Genomic DNA, 25,051 nt, shown 5'->3' with positions numbered 1-25,051 from the left:
CGAATGCGAGATGAGCGAAGTAAAAATGATTTTGGAAAGCACTTATTCAGGTCAAACGCCAATTAAGACTCCACTTGTTGTGGGCAAAGCCTCTAATAAGCAGAACGAGGTTAGAAGAATTTCAGAATCATTCAATCCATCAAACCATGCAAATTGCCTGGCGTTATCAAATTGGCCGCACATCACATGCCGAAAGAAGCATCACCAGCCCAATAAGCCAATTATTTTCAACAACGCCAAATCAGATCAATCGAGGCTTCCGGAGCTTTGTGACCCAAATCAGGTCACTTTGCGACCGAGACATTTGCGCGTTGCTCTCCTAGCATATCGACAACAGTCGTTAATCAACTCAGAGGCGTTTATGTCAACACTGGACGAAGATCTTGCCCGGTTAAATTTCGAATATCTCATGCTTGCTAGAGAGTGCGCGCGCAGTAATCCTGAAGAAGCGGCCTGGCGATTTGGATTAGATCGAGTTGGCATAGACCGTCTCGCCGGCATGACACAGGAGCAACTTCGTGAACACGCCGAAAGCAGTCGCGCTGTGATTCAGTTATTGCCTGTCTATACCCCAAGCAACTTGCCCCTGGTTGCCTATGTGGATCTCCTCCAACCTTGTATCACTAGAACTGCGGATGAAACCAATGCCGTTTAAAAGCAGGTCAAATATAGGCGCAGACTTGGTCTTGGCGGAAAGGCTAATTCAACTCGGCACCCGTCCGCCAATTGTCAGCCAACTCTGCCATCTAACCCGAAAGCAAAGCATCACATTTTTTAAAGCTATACAAGGAAAATCGCCCAAACAAGGCATGCTGCCACATGATCATCAATGGGCCATTCGCTCAGCATTCAACAATATTCATGCTTCTTTATTTTTAAGCATTATTGAAGACATTAGGAGCCGGCTTTCTACCCCAAGCCTAAGCGCGACCTTACTGGTTGCGACCTATGAGATCTACAGCAACGTTGCTTCCAGAATTTTAGCCGATAGGCAATTTATCCAACCACGCTCCAGTCAACTTTATCCGTTAGACATCAACAGGGCTTGGTATTTGACCAGCCTGCTCTCTGCGGGTGATTTGGTATTCATGGTTTGCGGTCGTTGCCGCGCCCGCTACCTGGGCATGATTCACCCTGATGCCGCATTTAGCCAATGCCCTATCTGCGAGGTGTGGACTGATCGGTCGGGGCGGCGGCGTTGGGTTTCCGCAAAATCAAAAAGTCAATCTTTGAACAAACCAAGCACTCGTTAGAGGCAATCAATGAGCTACTAAGGAGAAGTCGCATGCATATCGTTGTCGTTACAGCCACCCATTCCCAAATACCCCAGGCAATCCATGGCAAAAATTTCGCGCGACTGGCACGGGAGTGCTTTGCCAATCAGCAATCGCTGACGATTGATTTTAAGGACGTCAAAACCATCACGCAGAGTTTCTTTCAGGAATTGTTTTTGCCACTGGTTGCCGAATTCGGATCCGATTATCTGAAATCGAAACTGAAAATAGTCAATATGGCGGAGCACGTCGACAACATGATGCAGTCAGCATTCAAAAATCTTGAGGCCTACTTTGACAAACTGACGGCGATAGATCAACTGGGTTGCGATGAAGAGATCTATTCCATGAATCAGGCATGGCTCATCAAAGCCAGAGAAATCGCACGGGAGAACCCGGTGCTGACCGAATTAATCTTGGGGATTACCGATGAGGCCATGCGCTTGGCAGTTGGTCGTTTATCTTTAGAAGACATTGACTTAATTTCCCGCTCAAACTGGCTATGTTTTACCCCTCGATTTTCGAGTCAGTTTATTCAAAACATCAATAGAGAATCGCCTCCGATGCTGGAAGCCATGCTTGGATTAAGCGGCACTATTGATTAAGGGAGGCAGCTAATGCTCAAGAAATATCAACAACAAACCTTGGCGATAGAACTGCTCAATCTCCATGCGAAAGTCAAAATCGTGCATCAAGCAACGGGAGTACCAATAAAGTTACTGAGGCAGACATACCGTCAATTACATGGCCAATCGCCCAGTCGTGGATCGATCAAGTTTTCAACCCGAGGTTTGACCGGTAGTTGTTGACACCGGTATAAAATTGACCAACCGTACCGGTTGAAATTTGACCAGGGGGCGGAGCCGGTTTTTGAAGTCACCGGCTGTGGATAAGTGTAAAGGAAACGGATAACAATCGGTAGTCTTGCTACCCGTTTCCAAGCTGGATTTTTAAAACGGATTTTCCTCGTAGGCGATATCTTCCGGTGTTTTTCCACTGCGTTTAGCTTGCTCTCTCGCTTGTATCCGAGCCTTGGCTTCTTCAGAACTTTGCCGGAAGCGATAGGATTCGTTGCCAGTTTCAAGGATATAGCAGTGGTGCGTCAGTCGATCCAATAAGGCGGTGGTCATTTTGGCATCACTGAACACGCTGGGCCATTCGGCAAAGGTCAAGTTGGTGGTGATGACCACGCTGGTTCGCTCGTACAGCTTCGATAACAAGTGAAACAACAACGCGCCACCATCCTTGGAAAACGGCAAGTAGCCCAGTTCATCCAAGATGACCAAATCGACCTGCATCAAGCGATAGGCTAATTTGCCTTGGTTGCCAGCGGCCTTTTCCCGTTCGAGTTGTGTGACCAGATCGATGGTGGAATAAAAACGGACGCGCTTGCTGTGGTCAGTAACGGCTTTGACGCCGAACGCGGTGGCCAGATGCGTCTTGCCGGTACCGGTGCCGCCCACCAGCACCACGTTATGGGCGGCGTCGATAAAGGCGCCGCTCGCCAGTTGTTCCACCAAGACGCGATCCACCTTGGCTTGCTCAAAGTCAAAACCGGCCAAGTTGCGATGCACGGGGAATCGTGCGCTTTGAAGTTGGTACCGAATCGAGCGAATGTGTTGATCCTCGATTTCCGCGTGCAGTAGTTGCCACAGCAACCATTCCGAGGATTGCAATTTGGCACCGCCTTGGCTGGCGACTTCGGCGTAAGCTGAGGCCATGCCGAAGAGTTTAAGAGATTTCAATTCCGCTTCCAGATCACGCATCGCCGTTCTCCTGATCCACCAGAGCTAAGTCGAACGCTTCGCGCAATTGCTCATATCGCGCGGTATCGGCGATGGGCGCATCCTTGATCTGTAAGACGTCAGGCGTGATTACCGTCTGCGGTTCGGCAGGCGGTTGACCGTCCCCGGCGAGCGTAGACACGAGATGTTTGACCTGCTCGATACTGATCACCCCGGCGGCCAGCAAAGACTCAACCGCCGCCAACACCGCATCCAGCCCTTGCCGGGGTACGCAGGCTAAAAGATCAGCCATCGCTCGATCACCGCCAGGGCGCTTGTTTAACACGAGCCGCAAAGAAGACAACGGTTTCGGCATCTCAACAAAGGGCGCACCATTGCGTAACGCGCCGGGTTTACGCGCCAATAACGGCAGATAGTGTTGCCAATCGTAGCTGACCTGATCGCGATCCAACAGTCGCACATGGCTGGCAATCCAGGCATCGTCGGCATAGAGTTCAAGCTGTTCCGGATACAAGCGCACACTGATCCGTCGATTAGCAAAACGGCAAGGCACCGAATAGCGGTTTCGTTTCACCGTCACCAAGCAGGTGCTGGATACACGAGCCACAAACTCAATGTAACCATCGAACACGCCAGGCATGGGCATCAACTCCGGTTGTTCCAGTTCCAGCGCCTCTTGTAGCGTTAACCCTTGGCGTTCCGGCCAAGATAGTTCCGTCCACAAGGCTCGGCAACGGGCTTCCAGCCACTCATTCAACTCGGCAAAGCTGGCAAAACATTGTTGACTGGCATCCAGCCAAATGCGCCGCCGGCTATCCTGCACATTCTTCTCAACGATGCCTTTTTCCCAGCCGGATGCGACATTGCAGAAGTCAGGATCGAACAAGTAATACGCCGTCATTGCCGCAAAACGCGTATTGACGATGCGTTCTTTGCCTTTCTGTACCTTGTCGACCGCCGTCTTCATGTTGTCGTATATCCCCCGCAAGGGCACGCCGCCAAAAGCCTGAAATGCGCGGCGATGGGCGTCGAACAGCATCTCATGGCTTTGGCTTGGATAAGCGGAAAGCAAAAAGGCACGGCTGGCACACAGCTTGGTATGGGCAATCTGCAAACGCCTATAAACGCCACCGACCACCAGAGACTCTTCGCTCCAGTCGAATTGAAAGGCTTCCCCCCAACGGAATTTCAATGGGACAAAGGCGTGTTTGCCAGCCTGGCTACCGGCACCCTGACGCCAGGCACGGATGTAATCGGTAAGCTGCGTGTAGCCGCCGTCATAGCCGGCTTTCTGTAACTCTTCCAATAACTTCAAGGCGGTTCGTCGCTCCCGCTTGGGGCGATAGCTGTCAGCGATCAGCGCTTGTTTGAGTTGATCCTCAAACGGGGAAAGCTTGGTTGAGCCGGGCTGGCGTTTATATTTCGGGTCGGTCCCATTGGGCATACGCAACCACTTTTTAACGGTATTGCGAGACAGACTCGTCCGTTTGGCAATCTCGTTGATGGAGAGTTTGTCACGGAAATACATCCGCCGAATTTTTGAAAATAAGATCATGGTTATCACCTTCTAAGCTCCTGTCTAATTTTTGGACAGGACAGGTTAATAACCCTGGTCAATTTTCGGCCGGAATTCGGCCTCTTACTTGGTCAATTTTCAACCGGCGTCAACAGGTAGTCGCCGTAAGTATAAAGATGTAACCATCTTCGCCGTGTGTTTTCAGGTTGCCACGGCCAAATCGAAAGAAGGCCAAATCCAGACGCTAATTACTGCCTTTAATGCGTATAAAAAATCATATCCCTTGGGACAACTCGAGTTTTCCGATGCTTGGGTGGTGGCACAGGACATCAAAGATAAACGAGTTCAACTTTCGAAGTGTCCACAATGTCAATCTTGGGTTTTGTTAAAAGCCCGTGAAGATCTCACTGATCGCTGCAGCATCTGCAAAATACATTTATGAGAAGGTTAACCAAAAATATTTGAATCCTGAGTAAGATAAAATGGCAACCAATCCGGTCATTGCTTTATTTAAAACAAGGCCGGATCGAACGAGCGACCTATTTATTGGTAGACAACAAATACATGAGTAACGCCCATAAACGTCAGTCGGTATTGAGACCCATCATGATTGATCTTGAGGCGGTTTCAGAAGTCACAGGGCTTTCTGAATCTACCATCCAATCATTGATTCGTGCCGATGAGTTCCCTAAGCCTCGTAAAGCATCTGCACGCCGTTCCTGCTGGTTACTACGCGAAATTGAAGAATGGGCTGAGTCGCGTCCTGTTTCCGATTTATTACCCCCTCCTAATACGGCAATAGGCGGACGCAACGGCAAACCTAAATCTAGAAATTTGCCAATGACTCAAGATGCTCTGACAGATTAAAGAGCCATAGGCGTTTTTCATCGTCATATTGATGCCGATTATAAGTTCCTACCACACCGGGTAACATATGACCGAGAATCGTTTCACCTACGGAATCTGGACATCCTAATTTTGCAAGCAAGGTGCGTGAAGTCCGTCGCAAATCATGCGGTGCCCAATGAGTCACCGTTAATCGAGGCCTCACCTGCTCAGGGCGTATCTGACTATAGGGCTGTCTATAAAACACCTGTTCAGTGACGTATTTTTGTTCGATGTGCCCCACTTTATGACGGGATGGAAATAGAAAACCGTCTCCATACAATTTTTTCCGCCGTAACACCACTGCCAAACCCCTACCGAATAAAGGCACCCTTTGATCTGTAGCAGTTTCATGTCGAGCATTTTTCGTTCTAATTTTCGGTATCGTCCACCAAACTTGACCGCCCTCTTCACTAATTTCAGTTCCTGACATGCCGACAATTTCTGAGCCGCGAGTTCCGGTCCAAAGATATAACATTAGAACGTCAGTAATTATCGGTGCGAAATTTGGAAGCCAAGCTATCAATTCACCGATTTCGTCTTCAGTGAGTACGCGTTTGACCACGCCGATGTTCTTACCTTCTATGGTCTTTCCTTTTGATCTAATTTTTCCACGTAAAATTAAGCGCCACCAATTTACTGCAGCTTCAGGTAGTCTGCCGGCATCCATTGCATAATCCCATGCTGCTCCTAACTCACATCGTAATTTTCCGGCCTGCACGGGCGATATTGCGGCGTACTTTTGAATCAAATCAAAAGCCATTGAGCGGGTAATTGCAGTGGATGGTAAATCCGCCATATCACCCAGCATTGTGTTAAACATCCTAGTAATTTCAGTAGAACCTTTTTTGGCTCTGTGGCGACAAACATGTCCAGCTAAATATTCATCACACAGCACTCTAACTGTATAAGCGTTTTCAGAATTTGCCGCCTCTTGTTTTAATATTAAAGCTTTTGCCTCTAATACAGGATCATTACCAGAATCACGCTGGTTTTTCAAAGCTTCCCAAGCGACAATAGCCACGGGAAATGACATAGATGGCCAATGACCAATTGACACCTGCCTAAGGCGTCCATCAACAGTGCTTCTATACCGATAAAACCAAGTTCTCACTTTTGCCATGGCAGACAAACGCAGTCCTGGGTAATCGTCAAAAGCCATATGCTGTCCTGGCTGCAAAGCTTTAGCGGTGCGGGCATCGAATTGCATTTTAGTATAGGTTTTTTATGTTGATCGATGACACGAGTATAACTCGAAAAAACCTATACTAAAACCTATACTAAACAGCAAAGTGCAGGGAAGTTTTGAAAAGTGTAGCTGGAGTGAACCCGGCTCACAACATAGACATATTATCTGTTATTTCATTAACTTACGAATGAATATCCAAACAAAACAAGACAGCAGGCAAGGCAACAAAACACAGCACACCCCGATGATGCAACAATATATGCGCATCAAATCCGGCCAGCCTGACACGCTGTTGTTTTACCGAATGGGAGACTTCTACGAGCTGTTTTTCGATGATGCGAAAAAGGCCGCGCAGTTATTGGATATTACGCTGACCGCTCGCGGCCAGTCCGGGGGACAACCCATTCCTATGGCCGGCATTCCTTATCATGCGGCGGAAAACTACATCGCCCGCCTGCTGAAACAAGGCGAATCGATTGCCATATGCGAGCAAATTGGCGACCCGGCCAAATCCAAAGGGCCGGTGGAACGCAAGGTGGTGCGCATCGTCACGCCCGGCACTGTCACCGACGAAGCTTTATTGGAGGATCGCAAGGATAATCTGCTGGTGGCTTTAGCCGTATTCGACAAGTTCTTCGGGCTGGCTTGCCTGGACTTAGGGAGTGGTAAATTCACGCTGCAGCAAGTAGACAATGAAACCCAGCTACTCAGCGAGATCGAGCGTTTGAATCCGGCTGAATTGTTGTATAGCGAGGATATTAAACTGCCGTCGGCCGTCAAGGAGCGCCGAGGCTTGTGCAAACGGCCTCCCTGGCATTTTGACTTGGATAGTTGTCGGTTGTTGATTTTAAAACAGTTCAATAGCCACGATTTAAAAGGCTACGGCTGCGAACATTTACCGGCGGCGATTTGCGCGGCAGGTTGTTTGCTGCAATACATCCGTGACACCCAGCAAAGCGCCCTGCCCCATATTCAAGGCATTCGCGTCGAGAACAGCGATGACAGCATTAGCCTGGACGCCGCCAGCCGCCGCAATCTGGAGCTGGACAGTCATCCCAGCGGCCAACTTCAATACACCTTATTGGGCGTACTGGACAAAACCGCCACCGCGATGGGCAGCCGCTGCCTGCGACGCTGGATACACCGACCGCTGCGAGATAATGCCGTTGTCAATGGCCGTTATGCCTGCATCGCCAGCCTGTTGCTGAATCATTTATATGAAGATCTACAAGCCAGCCTGCGCCAAGTGGGCGATATAGAACGGATTAGTTCACGTATCGCGCTGAAATCCGCACGGCCACGTGATTTACTGGTATTGCGCCAGACCTTGGCGGTTTTGCCGCAACTGCAAAGCCAACTGGCCGATAGCGAGAATCCGCATCTGGAAAGCCTGCGCACGCAATTACGCGAACAGCCGGCATTGCTGGCTTTACTGCAACGCGCCATCATCGACAACCCACCGGTACTGATTCGCGACGGCGGCGTGATTGCCCCCGGTTATCATCCTGAGCTGGACGAGTTACGTAATCTCAGTCAGAACGCCGACCAGTTCCTGATCGACATGGAGCAGCGCGAGCGCGCCGTTACAGGCATCGCCACACTAAAGGTCAATTACAACCGGGTGCATGGTTATTACATCGAAATTTCCAACGCCCAAGCCGACAAAGTCCCGGTACATTACACCCGCAAACAAACGCTGAAAGGTGCGGAACGCTACATCACGCCGGAGCTTAAATCTTTTGAAGACAAGGTGCTAAGCGCCCGCGAAAAATCGCTGTCCTTCGAGAAAGCCTTATATGATCAATTGCTGGATACGCTGGGCGACGCATTACTCGATCTACAGCAGTGCGCTAATGCCTTGGCCGAACTGGATGTGCTGGTAAATTTTGCCGAACGTGCCGAAACCTTAAACTTGTCCCAACCGATATTGGACCAACAGCCGGGCATCGACATCGTCGCCGGCCGGCATCTGGTGGTGGAAGCACTATCCAGTATTCCCTTCGTGGCCAACGATCTTAATTTCTCGACAGAGCGGCGGATGCTGGTGATCACCGGTCCGAACATGGGTGGTAAATCGACTTTTATGCGCCAAGCGGCATTGATTGTACTGATGGCTCACATCGGTTGCTATGTGCCGGCTACATCTCTGCGTTGCGGGCCGATAGACAAAATATTCACCCGCATCGGTGCTTCCGACGATCTGGCCAGCGGCCGCTCGACTTTTATGGTGGAAATGTCGGAAACCGCCAATATTCTGCATAACGCCACCAGCAACAGCTTGATATTGATGGATGAAATCGGCCGCGGCACCAGCACCTTCGACGGCTTGTCCTTGGCTTGGGCCTGCGCCGATTATTTGGCTCGCCACACCCAGGCATTCACGCTATTCGCGACCCATTATTTCGAATTAACCACGCTGGCCGAAGAGCAAGGCAATATCCATAACATCCATTTGGACGCGATGGAACACGGCGACAAGATCGTATTTTTACATGCCGTGAAAGACGGTCCGGCCAGTCAAAGCTACGGTTTACAAGTGGCGGCACTGGCCGGCGTGCCGCAGAGTGTGATTGCCAACGCCAAAAACAAGTTGGCGCAACTGGAAAACACCGCCTATATCGAGCTGCAAAATCATAGCGAAATCAACCAGTTTGATTTATTCACCAGTCAGGAATGCCATCCGGCGGTCGTGCTGCTGGAAGAACTCGATCCTGATCATTTAAGTCCTCGGCAAGCATTGGACGCTTTATATCGATTGAAAGCGCTGCTAAAAGCTAACAAGCGTTGATAGTGGCGGGTTTGCGGATTCAAGACAATTTGCGCCCTGCTGTCAGGCCATTAACAGCGGAAAGCCTTGTTTTACATTAACTGTTTGCGGTTGCAACTAGTATACTTTTCCTAGTATTTCCACTTTCACAGTAAATTCCATGGCGACTTGCCGCTTCGAAAAATCATTGATCGTCTTGCTGCTGATACTGTTTACGGTCGGCTTAAGCTATACGGATGCACTGTGGCGCTTTGATCGGTGGATTTATGATGCCCAACTAAAGCTGTTGGCTACACCGGCTTCAAAAGATATTGTCATTATCGAAGTCGATCAAAAAAGCCTGCAAAAACTGGGGCGCTGGCCTTGGTCAAGAGATATTCACGCTCGCCTATTGGAGACGCTGGCGCCGGCAAAACCCAAGGCAATTGGGCTGGATTTTATTTTTTCCGAAGCGGATCGGCAACATCCTGAGTTGGACGCGCACTTAAGCCGTGCTCTAGCCAATAATGGACAGGTCGTACTGCCGGTAATTATCGAACAAAACGATAACAAGATGGTGGAAACGCTGCCCTTGCCGGACTATGCCAAACATGCAGTCCTGGGACACGCCAATGTCGATTTGGACAAAGACGGCATCAGTAGAAGCATTTTATTGCGATTGTCCTTGGGCGACTCGCAGTGGTCGGCGATGCCGCTGGCTATTTATGCGTTGAGCCATCCTGAGATACTTGCCGATTTACCGGGCTTACGGATCGAAACATCGCCAGAAAACATAAATGGCGATTATCGGGTGTGGTTGCCGTTCTTTGCGCCGGATAGTGATTTCATTAGGGTTTCTTATTTGGACGTATTATCGGGTAATGTGTCCGGACAATTATTCACCGATAAATACGTATTGGTTGGGCTCACCGCCAGCGGTATAGAACGTGACCTGCCGGCACCTCTGGCTATCGGTAGTCGGCCCATGAGCGGGGTGGATTTCGTCGCAGCCGGCTTGGATGGCCTGATTAAGCAAACGCTTTGGCAACCGCTACCGGGCCATTGGCAATTTCTGTTAAGCCTGGCCATAGCCGGGATCGCCATCAAGATCAGCACCTGTTTTTCACTGCGCTGGCTGGCGCTGGCGGTTTCTATGCTGTCCATGGCAATTTTACTGTTTTGCTTAGTCTTACTGCATACCAGCCACTATTGGTTTGCACCGTCCGTGGCATTACTGGTGTTAATAATCAGCTATCCACTGCGCAGCTGGCGGCATTTTGAGAAACTGATCCAATCCTTATTCGCAGAACGAAAGCGCGCCTATATCACCTTAAACGCTATCGTCGATGGGGTAATCACCACCGATAACAAAGGCTCGATTGAATACATGAATGCCGCCGCTCTGGACATCATCGGCAGCAAACGTCCCAAGACTAGCAGTCAAAATATCGACGACATTTTTAGTTTGGAAATAGACGGCAAACCGCATCGAATCGCAGAATTGATACAACAAAGCGTCATCAATCAAGGACCGTTGAAAATCAGCAATACCCGCTTATCCATTTCCGACCATTATGCGATGAACGCGAATCTGACCATCGCTCCTTTGATAGGCAGTCGGGGCGCACTGATGGGCACGGTGTTGACCATCAACGATATTGGCGAGCGGATGCTCATGGCGAAAATGCTGCTGAAAAAAGCCGAAGAACAAACGGTAATGCGAGAATTGATTAACCGGACCGAACAAGTCAGCTTGGCCAAAAGCCAATTTCTGTCGCAAATGAGCCACGAATTACGCACCCCGCTAAATGCCATTATCGGTTTTGCGCAGCTGATGCAAATGGACGACCAGGAACATCCTTTGGCTGAAACTCACCTGGACTCGGTGAATGAAATACTCAAGGCCGGTCTGCACTTGCTCGGGCTGATTAACGAGCTTTTGGATCTGGCTAAAATCGAGTCCGGCAAAATCAGCGTGAATATCGGCAGCATCAATTTGGCGGAGCTAATCAAGGATTGCCAAACCCTGATCACACCCTTGGCGCAAAATAAAGGTCTGGCGTTGATTGTCGATAATTGCTTACCCGAGAACATTGAGTTGCAAGCAGACCCGAAACGCGCCAAACAAATTTTATTGAATTTTTTGTCCAACGCCGTGAAATACAATCGCCCCAACGGTTCCATCAACTTGAGCAGCAGACTGGTGGACGATAACCGGGTGAGAATTTCTATCACCGATACCGGCAACGGTCTGGCGGAGCAACAACAACAATTGTTATTCCAATCGTTTCAGCGCCTCGGTGCGGATAATACCGAAATAGAAGGCACCGGTATTGGATTGGCAATTACCAAACAACTGGCGGAATTGATGAACGGTACCGTCGGGGTTAGCAGCACACCGGGTGTGGGCAGCACGTTCTGGGTGGAATTGCTGACCCGTTAAGCCGCTGAGGTTTTTATCTAATACCGGCAACCGTTCCGTAAGCGCTAGTTTCCGATGTTGGGCGAGCGCGCAGCCTGAAGCCAAACATTGAACCGAATCCCACATAGCCACCAGGCTCCCGCCTTCGCCGGTGAGACGATATATAAAAGCGGCGTACGAATAGCCCTAAAACAAATAAGCTCTTGAATCTGACAACAATTAAATGCTGTCTATACTTACACGCTGAATTTCGATACCGCCCGCGCGGCTATTGATGTCCCAAAACACCGTTTGTAGAGGCCATTATGAAACGTCTTTTCGCCTGTTGTAGCCTGGGGTTAGCCCTTTGCATGCCGAATGCGGCATCGGCCGATGAAACAGTCATCGGCTACATCAAAACCATCAACGATCAAACGACTATTGACGAGAGTAGCGGCCCGATCAAAGCCAGCCTTGGTTCGCCGATTCATGTCGGCAACGTTATCAAAACCGACCAAAACGGCGCAGCCGGGGTAACGCTGAAAGACAATACCATTTTGTCGATCGGCCCGAATACCGAATTCAAAATAGAAGCATATCAATTCGAACCACAACAGGACAAATTGCAATTAAACGCCAGTTTATTAAAAGGCACCCTGCACTATATTTCCGGCGTCATCGCCAAACTCAAACCGGAAGCGGTAACGGTAAAAACCCCCACCGGCGTGATTGCGGTAAGAGGCACACGTTTTTTAGTCAAAGTTGAAGATTAAACTGAGTATTTGCCATGACGACAATTTCCATACCCAAAACCTTAACATTCGCAGTCGCGCTGGCTTTAAGCGGTTGCGCCAAATCTTATTTGGTCTTACTGGAAGATCACGACGGCTCAACCGGAAAAGTGATTTTCAGCGGTGCCGGCAGCGAAACCGTGGTTGAACAAGCCGGTTTTGGTGCGGATCTGGATAACTCTAAAACCGTATTCAAAGTAGAACAAGAGAAGATCAATAAGGACTTTGGCCGAGCCTTGGCGTCCGAGCCGGTATTACCGGAAACATTTCTATTGTATTTTGAAACCGGCGGCACCAAGCTGACCGCGGATTCTGCGGCCTTGATTCCGAAGATCATCGAAGCCGCCAGCAAACATCCGGCCGCCGATATTTCAGTGATAGGCCACACCGACACCGTGGGCGATGCCGGCAAAAACGAAAAGCTGGCTAATGAGCGCGCCGTTCAGGTCAGCAAGTTATTCGATGCCGGCAAAATGGATGTCAAAGAGGTCGCCGTGACATCGCACGGCGAAAAGAATTTGTTGATCAAGACCGGCGATGAAACGTCCGAACCGCGAAACCGTCGAGTAGAAGTGACGATCCGATAATTTTCTAACCCATCAAACCGCCAACTCGAAAGCTGGCGGTTTTTTGTATTTGCTTATTCGCTGGCCAGTACTTTTGCCAACTGCGCGGCAGGCACATAGCCCGGCAGAATATTACCTTTTTGCGTGACTATCATCGGTGTGCCATTCATACCGAACGCTTCACCCAAGGCCATATGTTCATCCACTGGATTTTCACAGGTTTTCGCGTCCAGATGTTCACCCTTCTTCGCGGTGGTTAATGCTTTGTTTTTGTCGGCGGCACACCAGACTGACACTGCTTTTTTATAGGAATCCGACCCTTTGCCGGCTCTAGGGAAGAACATGTAGCGTATCGTAATGCCCTGCGCCATGTATTGATCGATTTCAGAGTGCAACTTACGGCAATAACCGCAATCGATGTCGGTAAAGATAGACACGACATGTTTGCTGTTTTCCGGTTTGAAAATAATCATTTTTTGTTCGCCGACTTTATCCAGCGAGGCTTTACGCACCTCAGCCAGCTTAGATTCGGTGATATTTTTCTTTGCTTCGGCGTCAAATAATTGCCCTTGCAGTAAATATTTACCGTCTTCGGATGCATAAAAGATATTGCCGCCCATAGAGACTTCGTACAGACCTTTGACTTCCGATGGTTTCACCGAGTCTATCTGTCCCCCAGGCATAAACTCACTCAAGGCTTTTTTAATGGCGGCTTCGTCGGCAAATAATGCTGGGCTAGTCAAAGCCAGTAGCGTCAGAGCCAGAATGTGTGTGATTTTTTTCATGTAATTACCAGGGAAGATTAGAAAGGAATGTGGTTGACCACAACGCTGGTGCCTTTGTTCAGCGTTATTGAAATAATCTGCCTATATCCAGAAACATCGCCAAGCCCATCAGCAGCATCAATAGCAGCATGCCGGCTTGCTGAAAATACAGTTGCATTCTTTCCGGAATCGGGCTGCCTTTAACGGCCTCAACGGCGAAAAACAGCAAATGACCACCATCCAACACCGGGACAGGCAGCAAATTCAACACACCGAGACTGACGCTAACCAAGCCTAGAAACTTCAGAAACGCCGTAAATCCCATTTCAGCCGATTGACCGGCATATTGGGCGATACTGATGGGACCGCTCAAATTCTCGACGGAAGCCGAACCTACCACCATTTTTCCCATCATTTTTAATGTGGTCACTGCGTAAAACCAAACTCGCTTTCCGGCGACCGGAACCGCGTCCCAGGGAGACAAGGCATGGGTCACCATCATGGAGTCCAGCAAGTCTTTCGGCGTATCCACACCGGCGCCGATTTTGCCGACAGCCTTGCCCTCACCCTGCTGTTCGCTACGCGGCGTGATGCTTAAGGATAATGGCGCGCCGCTACGCTCCAGCAATAACTTAATTTCAACATCCGGCCGGGCCTGCACATAATCTACCCATTGTTGCCAATCGGTAATGGCGGTGCCGTCTGCGCTGATAATTAAATCACCGCTTTGTAAACCGGCTTGTTTGGCAACCCCATCCTCAAGCACCTTACCGATAACCGGTTTAATAGTGGGCACCCAAGGTTTCAAACCCAAACGCTTATGTAGCGTTTCCGGGGTTTGTACGTCTTGTTCGGTCAAGTGAATCAAGCGTACTTGTTGACTATCGTCTATCGCTTTAGTCACTACGCTGATTTCGGTTTTACCGTCAATCGCCGAGGTCAACAAGGTGTCCAGAGCTTCTATCCAGGTAGGCGTGGCAGTCTCATCAACGCTGATTATTTCGTCCCCTGCCGCAAAACCGGCCTGCTCGGCCAGAGATCCGGCCTCCACTCCACCGATAACCGGTCTAACGCCCGCTTCACCGATGACCAATACCAACCAAAATAAAACCACGGCCAGCAGTAAATTGGCAATCGGTCCGGCTGCGACGACGGCGGTTCGGGCTAATAGCGGCTGTCGGTTAAATGCGTAAGGTAAATCTTCCGCCTTAACGGCTTCTTCGCGTTCGTCGACCATTTTCACATAGCCGCCCAACGGGATGGCAGCGACGACGAATTGAGTATCGGCAGGGCTTTTTTGCCAGCTGATTAACGGCTTGCCGAAACCGATGGAAAAACGGATAACTTTGATGCCAACCTTGCGTGCCGCCCAAAAATGGCCGTACTCATGAAACGCCACCAGTACCGCGATGGCGACGATGAAATAAAACAAGGTGTGCAAAGTATCCATCTAACTAGTGTTTGAGTTCGGCGATCACTTTATTCGCAACGTCTCTGGCCTGCTGGTCGGCTGCCAAGACGTGTTCGAGCGTATCGGCGCAATCGGCAGTAAATTGGGCCATGCTTCGCTCTATGATGCGGGCAATATCGGTAAAGCGTACCTGCTCGTTCAAAAAGGCTTCCACGGCAATCTCATTCGCGGCGTTCAAAACGGTCGGCATGATGCCGCCGGCTTTGATAGCTTCGTAGGCCAGCCGCAAACACGGGAAACGTTGCAAATCAGGTTGTTCGAAATCCATGTGCTTGACTTCGAAAATATTCAGCGGCGCCACGCCGGAGTCAAAGCGCTCCGGCCAAGCCATGGCGTGCGCGATAGGTGTGCGCATGTCGGGGTTGCCCATTTGCGCTAACACAGAGCCATCGACATAATCGACCATGGAATGAATGATACTTTGCGGATGAATCACTACTTGGATGGCATCCGGGTCCATGTTGAACAACAGGCAGGCTTCGATTAACTCCAAACCTTTGTTCATCATCGTCGCGGAATCCACCGAAATTTTTCGGCCCATATCCCATTTCGGATGCGCGACCGCTTGTTCGGGCGTCACAGTATCCAAATCGGCAATCGGCGTTTGCCGAAACGGACCGCCGGATGCGGTCAACAAAATACGTCTGGCCTGTTTGGCAGTATGCCCGGTCGTATAGCCAGCCGGCATGCACTGAAATATTGCGTTGTGCTCGCTATCGATGGGCAGTAGCGTCGCGCCGTTTTCGGCGACGGCTTGCATAAAGATTTGCCCGGACATGACCAAGGCTTCCTTGTTAGCCAGCAACACCGTTTTACCGGCTCTCGCGGCTGCCAAGGTTGGCAACAAACCGGCCGCGCCGACGATAGCGGCCATCACTGCGTCAACATTGTCCAAGGTTGCTACTTGCGTCAAGGCGTCCGCGCCGGCTAACACCTTAATATCGGCAAGAGGCGAACCGGCGATTTTGTCCTTGAATGCTTGAGCGTTATCCGGATTGGCGACTACCGCATACTCAGGACGATGGGCCAAACATTGTTCGTACAAGGCTTCGATATTACCGTTGGCGGTTAACGCTACCACTTTATATTGGTCGGGGTGGCGCGCAACCACATCTAAGGTGCTGACGCCAATCGAGCCGGTCGCTCCGAGTATGCAAAGACCTTTCATGCGTAAAACACCCTACCAATCAATAAAATCCCTGCATAGAAAAAAGGCGCGGCAGCAATGATGCTATCCACTCTATCTAATATGCCACCGTGACCCGGTAACAAGTTACCGCTATCTTTAACACCTTTTTTGCGTTTTATCAGACTGAAAAACAAATCGCCGTAAATTGAGATCAACACGGTCATAACCGACAATATCAACATATCGGTCCACACCAATCCATTGAGGAAGCGCAACGTTCCAGAGTCAACATCTTCTGGCTGAGTCGCGGTAATCCAGCCATACACCGTGAAGCCTATGCCACAGACAGCCGCGGAAATTAAAGCACCGTACATGCCTTGAATGGTTTTACCCGGACTTATTTCTGGCGCGAGTTTATCTTTACCCCAAGTTTTACCGGCAAAAAAGGCGGAAATATCGGCAGCCCAAATCAACAGCAAAAAGTAGATCACCATGCCAGGACCGTAATACGCTCTTAACTTGCTGAGAAACATCCAAGCAGAGAGCAACACCAACCAACCGCTAAAAGTCTTAAGCCGTGACTTGAATTCGATATTCAACAACTGCGGACCGGCTTTTCTGATCAAAACCATCGTTAGCACCCAGAACAGCACCGGAACGATAACAAACCACTCTAAAGCATCCGAATAGTCTTTGATTTCCGGCCATTCCATCGCCTCGCTAAGCAACTCCAGCAATACCGTCCAATAAGTAACGCCCAACATCGGCACAATTAAAAACAAGAGGAAAAGTATTTTGCGGATAAGCGTGTTTACGTCAGTCAAGGCCATCCATTCGAAGGCAGCGATCAGCGTAACCACAGCGATAAACAAGGAGAAATAAAGGGCTGGCAGCAGCATAACTGCCGTTATGACCACGGTAGCCAGTACTAGCGCGGTTAAGATGCGTTTTAATAACATGTGTGTGGTTTTTTAATTATTATGGTTATAGAAAAAATCCCTAGAGAACTCTGTTATCGATCACTTGTTCGCCAGTGTGCCCAAAACGTCTTTGCCGGCCTTTGAAGCTGCCGATAGCTTTTTCCAATGCTTGCTGATCGAAATCCGGCCAAAGCGCATCGGTAAAATAAAATTCGGTATAAGCCAGTTGCCACAGCAGAAAGTTACTAATCCGTTCCTCTCCGCCGGAACGAATAAACAAATCAGGCTCGGGTAACTCAGCGGTCACCAGATATTGATTGACGAGCTGTTCTGAAATGGCTTGTTCGTCGATCTCACCCGATTTCACCCCGGCGACGATTTGCCGCAAAGCTTGGGTGATGTCCCAACGTCCGCCGTAGTTGGCAGCAATCAGCAATGTCAATCCATCGTTTTGTGCGGTCTGCCCTTCCGCTGCGGCGATTTTTTCGCGCAGTTTTTCCGGAAACGCGCTTTTATCGCCGATGATTTTCAGTCTGATGTTGTTTTTGTCGAGTTTATCGACCTCGGATTGCAGCGTGTTCATGAACAGCTCCATCAACAAACTCACTTCATCTTGCGGCCTGCGCCAGTTTTCGCTGCTGAAAGCGAACAATGACAGCACTTCAATGTTCTCTTTGGCACAATACTCGACGATCTTCCTGACCGCCTTCACACCAGCGTAATGCCCCATGATTCTGGGCATCAAGCGTTTTTGCGCCCAGCGGCCATTGCCATCCATGATGATGGCAATATGCCGTGGGTTGCCGTTATTTATCGCCGGTTTATCGTTGTCAGCAACTGTCATCTCGCCTCTCGATTACATGGAAAGCAAATCGGCTTCTTTTTCTTCAAGATGCTTCTCTACTTCCTTGATGTATTGATCGGTGAGCTTCTGAATTTTTTCTTCGGCTTGACGCGCATCGTCCTCAGAAATTAATTTCTCTTTCAAAGCATCTTTGATCGCGGCATTGGCGTCGCGGCGAATATTGCGAATCGCTACGCGGCCTTGTTCGGCTTCATTTTTGACGATTTTAACCAAATCGCGACGCCGCTCTTCAGTCAGCGCCGGCAAAGGCAGTCTGATGACGGTACCTTGAGTGGCGGGATTTAAGCCCAAGCCGGACGACATGATGGCTTTCTCGATAGCCTGGATCATGCTCTTTTCCCAAGGCACGACTTTCAAGGTGCGCGCGTCCTCGACAGAGACGTTGGCTACCTGCGACAAGGGCGATTCGTTACCGTAATACGTGACGCTGATTTGGTCCAGCAAGCTGGGATGCGCGCGCCCTGTTCTAATTTTGGTAAATGCTTTTTGTAAGGACTCGATGCTTTTTACCATACGGCTGGCGGCATCTTGTTGAATATCGCTGATCATTCTGTTAGTTCCTCTCGATTAGGGAGCCTATATCTTCACCGCGCATTAAGCGCATAATCGCTCCCGGCTCAAATACATTCATTACCCGCATGGGCAGGTTGTTATCCCGGCACAAAACCAAAGCGGTGGTGTCCATGACATTCAAGCGTTGATCGATAGCTTCGTCATAGGTCAAGCGGGGATAAAATACGGCGTCAGCCACCTTGTTCGGGTCGGCAGAATAAACGCCTTTGACTTTGGTCGCCTTAATCATCAACTCGGCGTCAATTTCAATAGCACGCAAACTGGCAGCGGTATCGGTAGTAAAAAACGGATTACCGGTACCGGCAGCGAAAATAGCCACTCTACCTTTTTCCAAATGTCTGACAGCCCGGCGACGGATGTAATCTTCGCACACCTGATTGATTTTCAGAGCAGTCATGACCCGAACGGGCTGCCCGAGATACTCCAGCGCGTCCTGCATCGCCAAAGCATTAATCACCGTAGCCAACATACCCATTTGGTCGCCGGTAACCCGATTCAAGCCTTCCGATGCTTTCTCGCCGCCGCGCAAAATATTGCCGCCGCCAATCACCAAGCCGACCTGGATACCTGCATCGCACAAGTCTTTCACTTCTTGAGCCAAGCGTTGCACTATATCCGGATCGATACTGCCGCCGCGTTCGCTCGCCAGTGCTTCGCCGCTCAATTTAAGTAAAATTCTCTGACAAATCAATTGACTCATAATCAAATATCCACCGTAAACATGGGTTAAAAGCAACGAACTGATATAAATAAACCCGGCGAACCGGGTTTATTCCGAGGCGTTTAGCCTCTAACTTGTGCCATTACTTCGGCGGCAAAATCTTCTTCTTTTTTCTCAATGCCTTCGCCGACTTCGAAACGGGCGAAACGCACAACGGCATTACCTTTAGATGCCAGCAATTTACCAACGGTAACGCTGTCGTCCTTGATGAAAGGTTGACCCAACAAAGTCACTTCCGCCAGGAATTTATTGATACGACCACCAATCATTTTTTCAACGATCTCGGCAGGCTTGCCACTTTCCAGTGCTTGCGCGGCAAAAATTTCTTTTTCCTTGGCGATGACATCGGCTGATACTTGATCATCCGATACATATTCAGGTTTAGCAGCGGCAACATGCATCGCCACGTCCTTACCCAAAGCGGGATCGTTTTTGCTTAACTCAACGATAACGCCAATTTTACTGCCGTGCAGGTAAGCCGCCTGACCACCTTCAGTGGTCGTGAATTTAACGAAACGGCGCACAGTAATGTTTTCGCCGATTTTAGCAATCAACGCACGACGGGTATCGTCAACGCTGACGCCGGTGCTCAGTACCATTGCTTGCAATTCTTCGTCGCTGTTGACATCGCTGGTCAACAAACTATTGACTACATCATTAGCAAAACCAATAAAATCATCGCCTTTGGCAACGAAATCGGTTTCGCAGTTCACGTCTACCATAACAACGGTTTTAGCGTCGTCGGAAACTTTAACACCTATGATGCCTTCCGCCGCGATACGGCCGGATTTTTTATCGGCTTTTGCCAAACCGGCTTTACGCATGTTTTCAATGGCCAGTTCCATATCGCCATTGGCCTCAACCAGGGCTTTCTTGCACTCCATCATGCCTGAGCCGGTACGCTCACGCAATTCCTTGACCATCGCCGCACTAATACTCATCGTTTTTTCCTCAAATTTTATTAACTAAAAAAACGCCTCACAAAGGAGGCGTTTAAAAGACAGTCTGTTCTGAATACCAGATTCAGCGGCGCTCGACCACCTTGGCCGAGCGCGTTTAAAACTTACGCTTCCGTTACGACTTCTTCGACAAAATCGTCGGCTTTGGCTGAAGCATCCATACGCAAGGCTTTTGCTTCCAGCACGGAGGCCGAAGCACTTTGGCAATACAAAGTCACTGCGCGGATAGAATCGTCATTACCTGGGATAACGTAATCAATTTTTTCGGGGGAGTTATTGGAGTCAACCACGCCGACCACTGGGATGCCCAATTTTTTGGCTTCCATAATGGCATTTTTCTCATAACCTACGTCCAACACGAAGATAGCGTCAGGAGTGCCGCGCATATCTTTGATACCGCCCAAGCTACGCTCAAGCTTTTCCAATTCGCGTTCCATGCCCAAAGCTTCTTTTTTGCTGAAACGTTGGTACAAGGTGCCATCGGCTTTCATCGCTTCCAGTTCTTTCAAACGGTTGATGGACTTTTTGATGGTTTTGAAGTTGGTCAACATGCCGCCCAACCAACGATGGTTGACGTAAGGCATGCCACAACGTTTTGCTTCTTCCGCCACGACTTTACGCGCCGCTTTTTTGGTACCGACAAACAGGATGGTGCCTTTGTTGGCGGTCATTTGGCCGAGGTAGTTCATCGCATCGTTAAACAATGGAAGCGTTTGTTCCAAGTCGATGATATGAATTTTGTTACGCGCTCCAAACAAATATGAAGCCATTTTTGGGTTCCAGTAACGGGTTTGATGTCCAAAGTGAACACCCGCTTCCAGCATTTGACGCATTGACACTGCTGCCATTTACTTCTCCTAAAATTGCCGAATAATTCGGCGTTGGGTTACGCCTCCACTCGCCCCGATCAGTGACCGAAAATCCGAAACAGACTTTCAGCACCCCACCGACCGTGTCGACAAGTGTGAGTATTGGTTACATAGTGAACTTACCTTTATACCATGATTAGAATTTCACAACAACTTCAAGTCTGATAGACTCCTGTCGGCGCCTGCCTGCGAGAGCATCTTGATTAAATAGCAAAACCAGGCCCGCACCCGCTTTTATCCTAATAATTAGCCACCTGCCGATGACTATTACCATAAAAACCGCTGAAGAAATCGACAAGATGCGCGTTGCCGGAAAACTGGCCGCCGAAGTACTTGAAATGATCGCCCCCTACGTCGTTGCCGGCATATCCACCGAAGAGCTTGACCAAATCTGCCACGACTACATCGTCGATGCGCAACAAGCCATTCCCGCGCCCTTGAATTATCGCGGCTTCCCTAAGTCGATTTGCACATCCATTAATCAACAGATTTGCCACGGTATTCCCAGCGAGAAAAAGCTAAAGAACGGCGACATCGTCAACATCGATATCACGGTGATTAAAGACGGTTACCACGGTGACACCAGCAAGATGTTTTGCATCGGCGAGGTCAGCCCACACGCCAAACGCTTGGTAGACATCACCCGCGAATGCCTGTTTTTGGGTATAGCGGAAGTCAAACCCGGCGCCCGCCTGGGCGACATAGGCCACGCCATTCAAAAACACGCGGAAAGCAATCGCTACTCTATCGTCAGAGAGTTCTGCGGTCACGGCATCGGCAAAAAATTTCACGAAGACCCACACGTGATGCATTTCGGCAAACGCGGTGAAGGCGAAATAATCGAGCCCGGCATGATTTTTACGATAGAACCCATGCTCAATCAAGGCAAACGCCATATGAAGATCCTCGCCGACGGCTGGACGGCAGTGACTAAGGACCGCAGCTTGTCAGCACAATGGGAGCACACGATTTTGGTGACCGACACCGGCTTCGAGATTTTGACGCTGAGACAGGAAGAACTGTGAGCCAAGCGCTGTTCACCGAAAACGATTTTCTCGACTGCTTTGCAGGCGAAAATCCGGTCGCCAAATTCAAAAATGCGATTAACGAAGAAAATGCGCAGTTAAAAATGCGCTTTAACCCGGACCAGGCGACCGTCGGCTTGCTGACCGAGAAAGCTCGCTTCATCGATAATCTATTGACCGCCTGCTGGCTACATTTCCTCGACGCAGCCGCTAGCCGCCATAGCCTGATTGCGACCGGCGGATATGGCAGAAGCGAATTGTTTCCCTACTCGGATATCGATATCTTGGTGCTGCTAGACGCCGCCAACCCGATAGACTTTCAACAGCCGGTATCCAGTTTTTGTAATTTTCTTTGGGACATTGGCTTAAAACCAGGACTCAGTACACGCTCCGTAGCAGAGTGCCTGGCGGTTGCTGCGGACGACCAAACCGTCTTTACCAACCTGCTGGAAATGCGCCTGATTACAGGCAACTCCGAACTATTTAGCGATCTAAAACACCAGATAAATTCTGAAACACTCTGGCCATCGGAACAATTTTTTCCAGCCAAAATGGCCGAACAGCAAAAGCGTTACAGTAAGTACCATGATACGGCTTACAACCTGGAGCCCAACATTAAGGAAGGCCCTGGTGGACTTCGCGACTTGCAGGTCATCAGCTGGGTATTCAAGCGCCATTACAACGCATCCTCTCTCCGCGAGTTGATCAAGTACGGTTTTTTACCGAAATCGGAATACGACAATCTTATTACCGCTCGCGACATCCTCTGGCGCCTGCGCTTTGCACTGCACAATCTGACCAACCGCTGCGAAGACCGATTGGTGTTCGATTACCAACGCGAGCTTGCCAGCCAGTTCGGTTACATCGATAAAAACGAACAACCCGACGTCGAGCAATTCATGCAGTTTTACTTCAAAACTGTCGTGGACATTGAACGCCTGAATGAAATGCTCTTGCAACTGCTGAACGAGAGACTGATCAGCAACAAGGAAAGCCTAACTCCCATCCCTATCACCGCCAATTTTTCATCGATTGACGGCTATCTGGAAGTCAGCCACAAAGACGTATTTCAAAAACAACCATTAGCTTTGCTCGAAATTTTTTTAATCTTGCAACAATCACCCTCTTTGAAAGGAATTCGCGCCAGCACCATCCGCTTGATTCGCAAAAATCTGCACCTGATCAATGCCGACTTCCGTACCAACAAACAGGCCAATCGCCTGTTTATGGATATTCTCAGACAACCCCGCGGCATTACCAGCCAACTCAAGCGCATGAACCGCTACGGCGTACTCGCCGCCTATTTGCCGGATTTCGCCAATATTGTGGCGCGTATGCAATACGACCTATTCCACATCTATACCGTGGACGAGCACACTCTGTTTGTTATCCGTAATTTGCGGCGCTTCTCGCTGGCCAAACACAACAAGGAATTGCCGTTTTGCAATAATATTTTTTTACTGATTTCAAAGCCTGACATTTTGTACATCGCCGCCATGTTTCACGACATAGCCAAAGGCAGGGGCGGGGATCATTCCACGCTCGGCGAAACCATTGCCAACAACTTTTGCCAGCAACACGAATTATCAAGCCACGATACCAAGTTGATCACTTGGCTGGTTCGTCAGCACCTGTTGATGTCAATGACCGCACAACGCAAGGATATTAGCGACCCGGACGTCATCCACACCTTCGCCCAAGAAGTCGGCAGTATAGAGCGGCTAAATTATTTATATCTACTGACAGTGGCGGACATTCGCGCCACCAACCCTAGCTTATGGAATGCCTGGAAAGACGTATTGCTTAAAGACTTGTATATTTCCACCCACCAAGCCTTGCACCGCGGCCTGCAAAATCCGGTGGCCCGCTCGGAACGGGTACAGGAAAACAAAAAAGAAGCGGGCGACGAGCTTTTGAAACTGGGTATATCCAAAACCAATATCACGCAGTCGTGGCAGCATCTCAGCGACGACTATTTTCTGCGCTATTCTGCGGACGAAATCGCCTGGCACACCATCGCCATCGCGGCTTGCCAGGAAAGCGAACTGCCGTTGGTATTACTGCGCCCGCAAACCCAGCGCGGCAGTGCGGAGATTTTCGTTTACACCCGCAACGAAGCGCAGATTTTTTCGATTTCCACCGCCACCCTGGACCATTTGGGCCTCACAATTCTGGATGCCAGAATCATCACGACTGCCGATCAATACGTACTGAACAGTTTTCAGGTTTTGGAACAATCCGGCGAAGCCATTAACGACTTGTATCGCGAAGTACATATCTGCACCTCGCTACGCCAAGGCTTAATCGCCAAAAAAGTGAAAGCGTCAAAGAATATCCACAAGCAGTCCCGCCAGGCCCGACACTTTCCGATAGAAACCAGCATCACCTTTCTGGAAGATCCGTCGCATAAACACACCGTCATCGAATTAGTGACGACGGACCGCGCCGGCTTGCTATCGACCATAGGTAAGGCGTTTACGGAGCTGGATATTCAACTGCACGACGCAAAAATCACCACGATAGGCAGTCGCGCGGAAGACATGTTCTACATCAGCGACCAGCAGTCGCTACCGATCAGCAATGAAGATAAGAAGGCCCAGATACGCACCACGATGTTGAGATATTTGAGCCTTAAGGGTTAG

General features: G+C 49.6%; 23 protein-coding genes. 11 read left to right on the top strand and 12 right to left on the bottom strand.

Translation table 11 applies throughout. The features are described 5' to 3' along the window. Window positions 1–10 precede the first annotated feature (10 nt). Genes DDY07_RS24000 through DDY07_RS05990 form a run of 4 tightly spaced genes read left to right on the top strand, consistent with a single transcriptional unit; the run spans window position 11 to window position 2,083 of the window. The gene (locus DDY07_RS24000) at window positions 11–655 is read left to right on the top strand and encodes a flagellar transcriptional regulator FlhD (RefSeq protein ID WP_240348310.1); all 645 of its coding nucleotides are present in this window, start codon (window positions 11–13) and stop codon (window positions 653–655) included. Continuing rightward, entirely contained in the window at window positions 645–1,253 is a 609-nt protein-coding gene (locus tag DDY07_RS06000; RefSeq protein ID WP_171695195.1) for a FlhC family transcriptional regulator, read from the top strand. Before DDY07_RS24000 ends, DDY07_RS06000 begins: the two co-directional genes overlap by 11 nt. Before the next feature lie 32 nt (window positions 1,254–1,285). Further along, the gene (locus DDY07_RS05995; protein WP_171695194.1) at window positions 1,286–1,879 is read left to right on the top strand and encodes an STAS-like domain-containing protein; all 594 of its coding nucleotides are present in this window, start codon (window positions 1,286–1,288) and stop codon (window positions 1,877–1,879) included. Window positions 1,880–1,891: 12 nt separating this feature from the next. Further along, window positions 1,892–2,083: a FlhC family transcriptional regulator gene (locus DDY07_RS05990; protein ID WP_253734417.1), complete on the top strand. Its 192-nt coding sequence runs from the start codon at window positions 1,892–1,894 to the stop codon at window positions 2,081–2,083. 141 nt (window positions 2,084–2,224) lie between these two features. Here DDY07_RS05990 and istB read toward each other — a convergent pair whose 3' ends face one another. Together istB and istA are read right to left on the bottom strand one after the other, a co-directional pair. Then, window positions 2,225–3,040, bottom strand: coding sequence for an IS21-like element helper ATPase IstB (gene istB / locus DDY07_RS05985; protein ID WP_171695131.1), 816 nt, complete (start codon window positions 3,038–3,040; stop codon window positions 2,225–2,227). Further along, on the bottom strand, window positions 3,033–4,574 hold the full coding sequence (gene istA / locus DDY07_RS05980) for an IS21 family transposase (RefSeq protein WP_171695130.1): 1,542 nt from the start codon (window positions 4,572–4,574) through the stop codon (window positions 3,033–3,035). Before istA ends, istB begins: the two co-directional genes overlap by 8 nt. A 567-nt stretch (window positions 4,575–5,141) precedes the next feature. On the opposite strand from istA, the gene DDY07_RS05970 reads away from it, so the two are divergent. Continuing rightward, window positions 5,142–5,402, top strand: a complete 261-nt coding sequence (locus tag DDY07_RS05970) for an AlpA family transcriptional regulator (protein ID WP_203531396.1) — start codon at window positions 5,142–5,144, stop codon at window positions 5,400–5,402. On the opposite strand, the gene DDY07_RS05965 is transcribed toward DDY07_RS05970, so the two are convergent. Beyond that, window positions 5,362–6,630 (bottom strand): tyrosine-type recombinase/integrase, encoded by a 1,269-nt coding sequence (locus DDY07_RS05965; RefSeq protein ID WP_171695193.1) that lies wholly within the window; start codon window positions 6,628–6,630, stop codon window positions 5,362–5,364. The genes DDY07_RS05970 and DDY07_RS05965 overlap by 41 nt on opposite strands. Window positions 6,631–6,796: 166 nt before the next feature. On the opposite strand from DDY07_RS05965, the gene mutS reads away from it, so the two are divergent. The 4 genes from mutS (at window position 6,797) to DDY07_RS05945 (ending at window position 13,134) form a co-directional block, all read left to right on the top strand. Next, window positions 6,797–9,397, top strand: a complete 2,601-nt coding sequence (mutS, locus tag DDY07_RS05960) for a DNA mismatch repair protein MutS (protein ID WP_171695192.1) — start codon at window positions 6,797–6,799, stop codon at window positions 9,395–9,397. Window positions 9,398–9,536: 139 nt separating this feature from the next. Then, window positions 9,537–11,798, top strand: coding sequence for a CHASE2 domain-containing protein (locus tag DDY07_RS05955; RefSeq protein WP_171695191.1), 2,262 nt, complete (start codon window positions 9,537–9,539; stop codon window positions 11,796–11,798). 284 nt (window positions 11,799–12,082) lie between these two features. Continuing rightward, complete coding sequence (locus DDY07_RS05950; RefSeq protein WP_225892855.1) at window positions 12,083–12,529, top strand: FecR domain-containing protein; 447 nt, start codon at window positions 12,083–12,085, stop codon at window positions 12,527–12,529. Window positions 12,530–12,543: 14 nt separating this feature from the next. Further along, complete coding sequence (locus DDY07_RS05945; RefSeq protein ID WP_171695190.1) at window positions 12,544–13,134, top strand: OmpA family protein; 591 nt, start codon at window positions 12,544–12,546, stop codon at window positions 13,132–13,134. Window positions 13,135–13,187: 53 nt separating this feature from the next. Here DDY07_RS05945 and DDY07_RS05940 read toward each other — a convergent pair whose 3' ends face one another. From DDY07_RS05940 to rpsB, 9 genes are all read right to left on the bottom strand, one after another. Further along, window positions 13,188–13,898, bottom strand: a complete 711-nt coding sequence (locus DDY07_RS05940; protein ID WP_171695189.1) for a DsbC family protein — start codon at window positions 13,896–13,898, stop codon at window positions 13,188–13,190. Between the two features lie 64 nt (window positions 13,899–13,962). After that, window positions 13,963–15,327: an RIP metalloprotease RseP gene (gene rseP, locus DDY07_RS05935; protein ID WP_171695188.1), complete on the bottom strand. Its 1,365-nt coding sequence runs from the start codon at window positions 15,325–15,327 to the stop codon at window positions 13,963–13,965. A gap of 4 nt (window positions 15,328–15,331) precedes the next feature. After that, complete coding sequence (gene ispC, locus DDY07_RS05930; RefSeq protein WP_171695187.1) at window positions 15,332–16,516, bottom strand: 1-deoxy-D-xylulose-5-phosphate reductoisomerase; 1,185 nt, start codon at window positions 16,514–16,516, stop codon at window positions 15,332–15,334. Further along, the gene (locus tag DDY07_RS05925; RefSeq protein ID WP_171695186.1) at window positions 16,513–17,436 is read right to left on the bottom strand and encodes a phosphatidate cytidylyltransferase; all 924 of its coding nucleotides are present in this window, start codon (window positions 17,434–17,436) and stop codon (window positions 16,513–16,515) included. The genes ispC and DDY07_RS05925 overlap by 4 nt, the downstream gene beginning before the upstream one ends. 40 nt (window positions 17,437–17,476) lie before the next feature. Beyond that, window positions 17,477–18,241, bottom strand: a complete 765-nt coding sequence (locus tag DDY07_RS05920) for an isoprenyl transferase (RefSeq protein ID WP_171695185.1) — start codon at window positions 18,239–18,241, stop codon at window positions 17,477–17,479. 12 nt (window positions 18,242–18,253) lie between these two features. Then, window positions 18,254–18,811 (bottom strand): ribosome recycling factor, encoded by a 558-nt coding sequence (gene frr, locus DDY07_RS05915; protein WP_020481855.1) that lies wholly within the window; start codon window positions 18,809–18,811, stop codon window positions 18,254–18,256. 4 nt (window positions 18,812–18,815) lie between these two features. After that, window positions 18,816–19,535 (bottom strand): UMP kinase, encoded by a 720-nt coding sequence (gene pyrH, locus DDY07_RS05910; protein ID WP_020481856.1) that lies wholly within the window; start codon window positions 19,533–19,535, stop codon window positions 18,816–18,818. 83 nt (window positions 19,536–19,618) lie between these two features. Next, window positions 19,619–20,497 (bottom strand): translation elongation factor Ts, encoded by an 879-nt coding sequence (tsf, locus tag DDY07_RS05905; RefSeq protein WP_171695184.1) that lies wholly within the window; start codon window positions 20,495–20,497, stop codon window positions 19,619–19,621. A gap of 122 nt (window positions 20,498–20,619) precedes the next feature. Next, on the bottom strand, window positions 20,620–21,363 hold the full coding sequence (gene rpsB / locus DDY07_RS05900; protein ID WP_020481858.1) for a 30S ribosomal protein S2: 744 nt from the start codon (window positions 21,361–21,363) through the stop codon (window positions 20,620–20,622). 281 nt (window positions 21,364–21,644) lie between these two features. Between rpsB and map the strand changes: the two genes are divergently transcribed. Both map and glnD read left to right on the top strand, forming a co-directional pair. Next, the gene (map, locus tag DDY07_RS05895) at window positions 21,645–22,409 is read left to right on the top strand and encodes a type I methionyl aminopeptidase (RefSeq protein ID WP_171695183.1); all 765 of its coding nucleotides are present in this window, start codon (window positions 21,645–21,647) and stop codon (window positions 22,407–22,409) included. Continuing rightward, window positions 22,406–25,051, top strand: a complete 2,646-nt coding sequence (gene glnD / locus DDY07_RS05890) for a [protein-PII] uridylyltransferase (protein WP_171695182.1) — start codon at window positions 22,406–22,408, stop codon at window positions 25,049–25,051. The genes map and glnD overlap by 4 nt, the downstream gene beginning before the upstream one ends.

The organism is Methylomonas sp. ZR1, from assembly GCF_013141865.1.
Lineage (GTDB): Bacteria > Pseudomonadota > Gammaproteobacteria > Methylococcales > Methylomonadaceae > Methylomonas.
The sequence above is the reverse complement of the archived record's forward strand: the minus strand, read 5'-3'. Positions and strand labels throughout refer to the sequence as shown.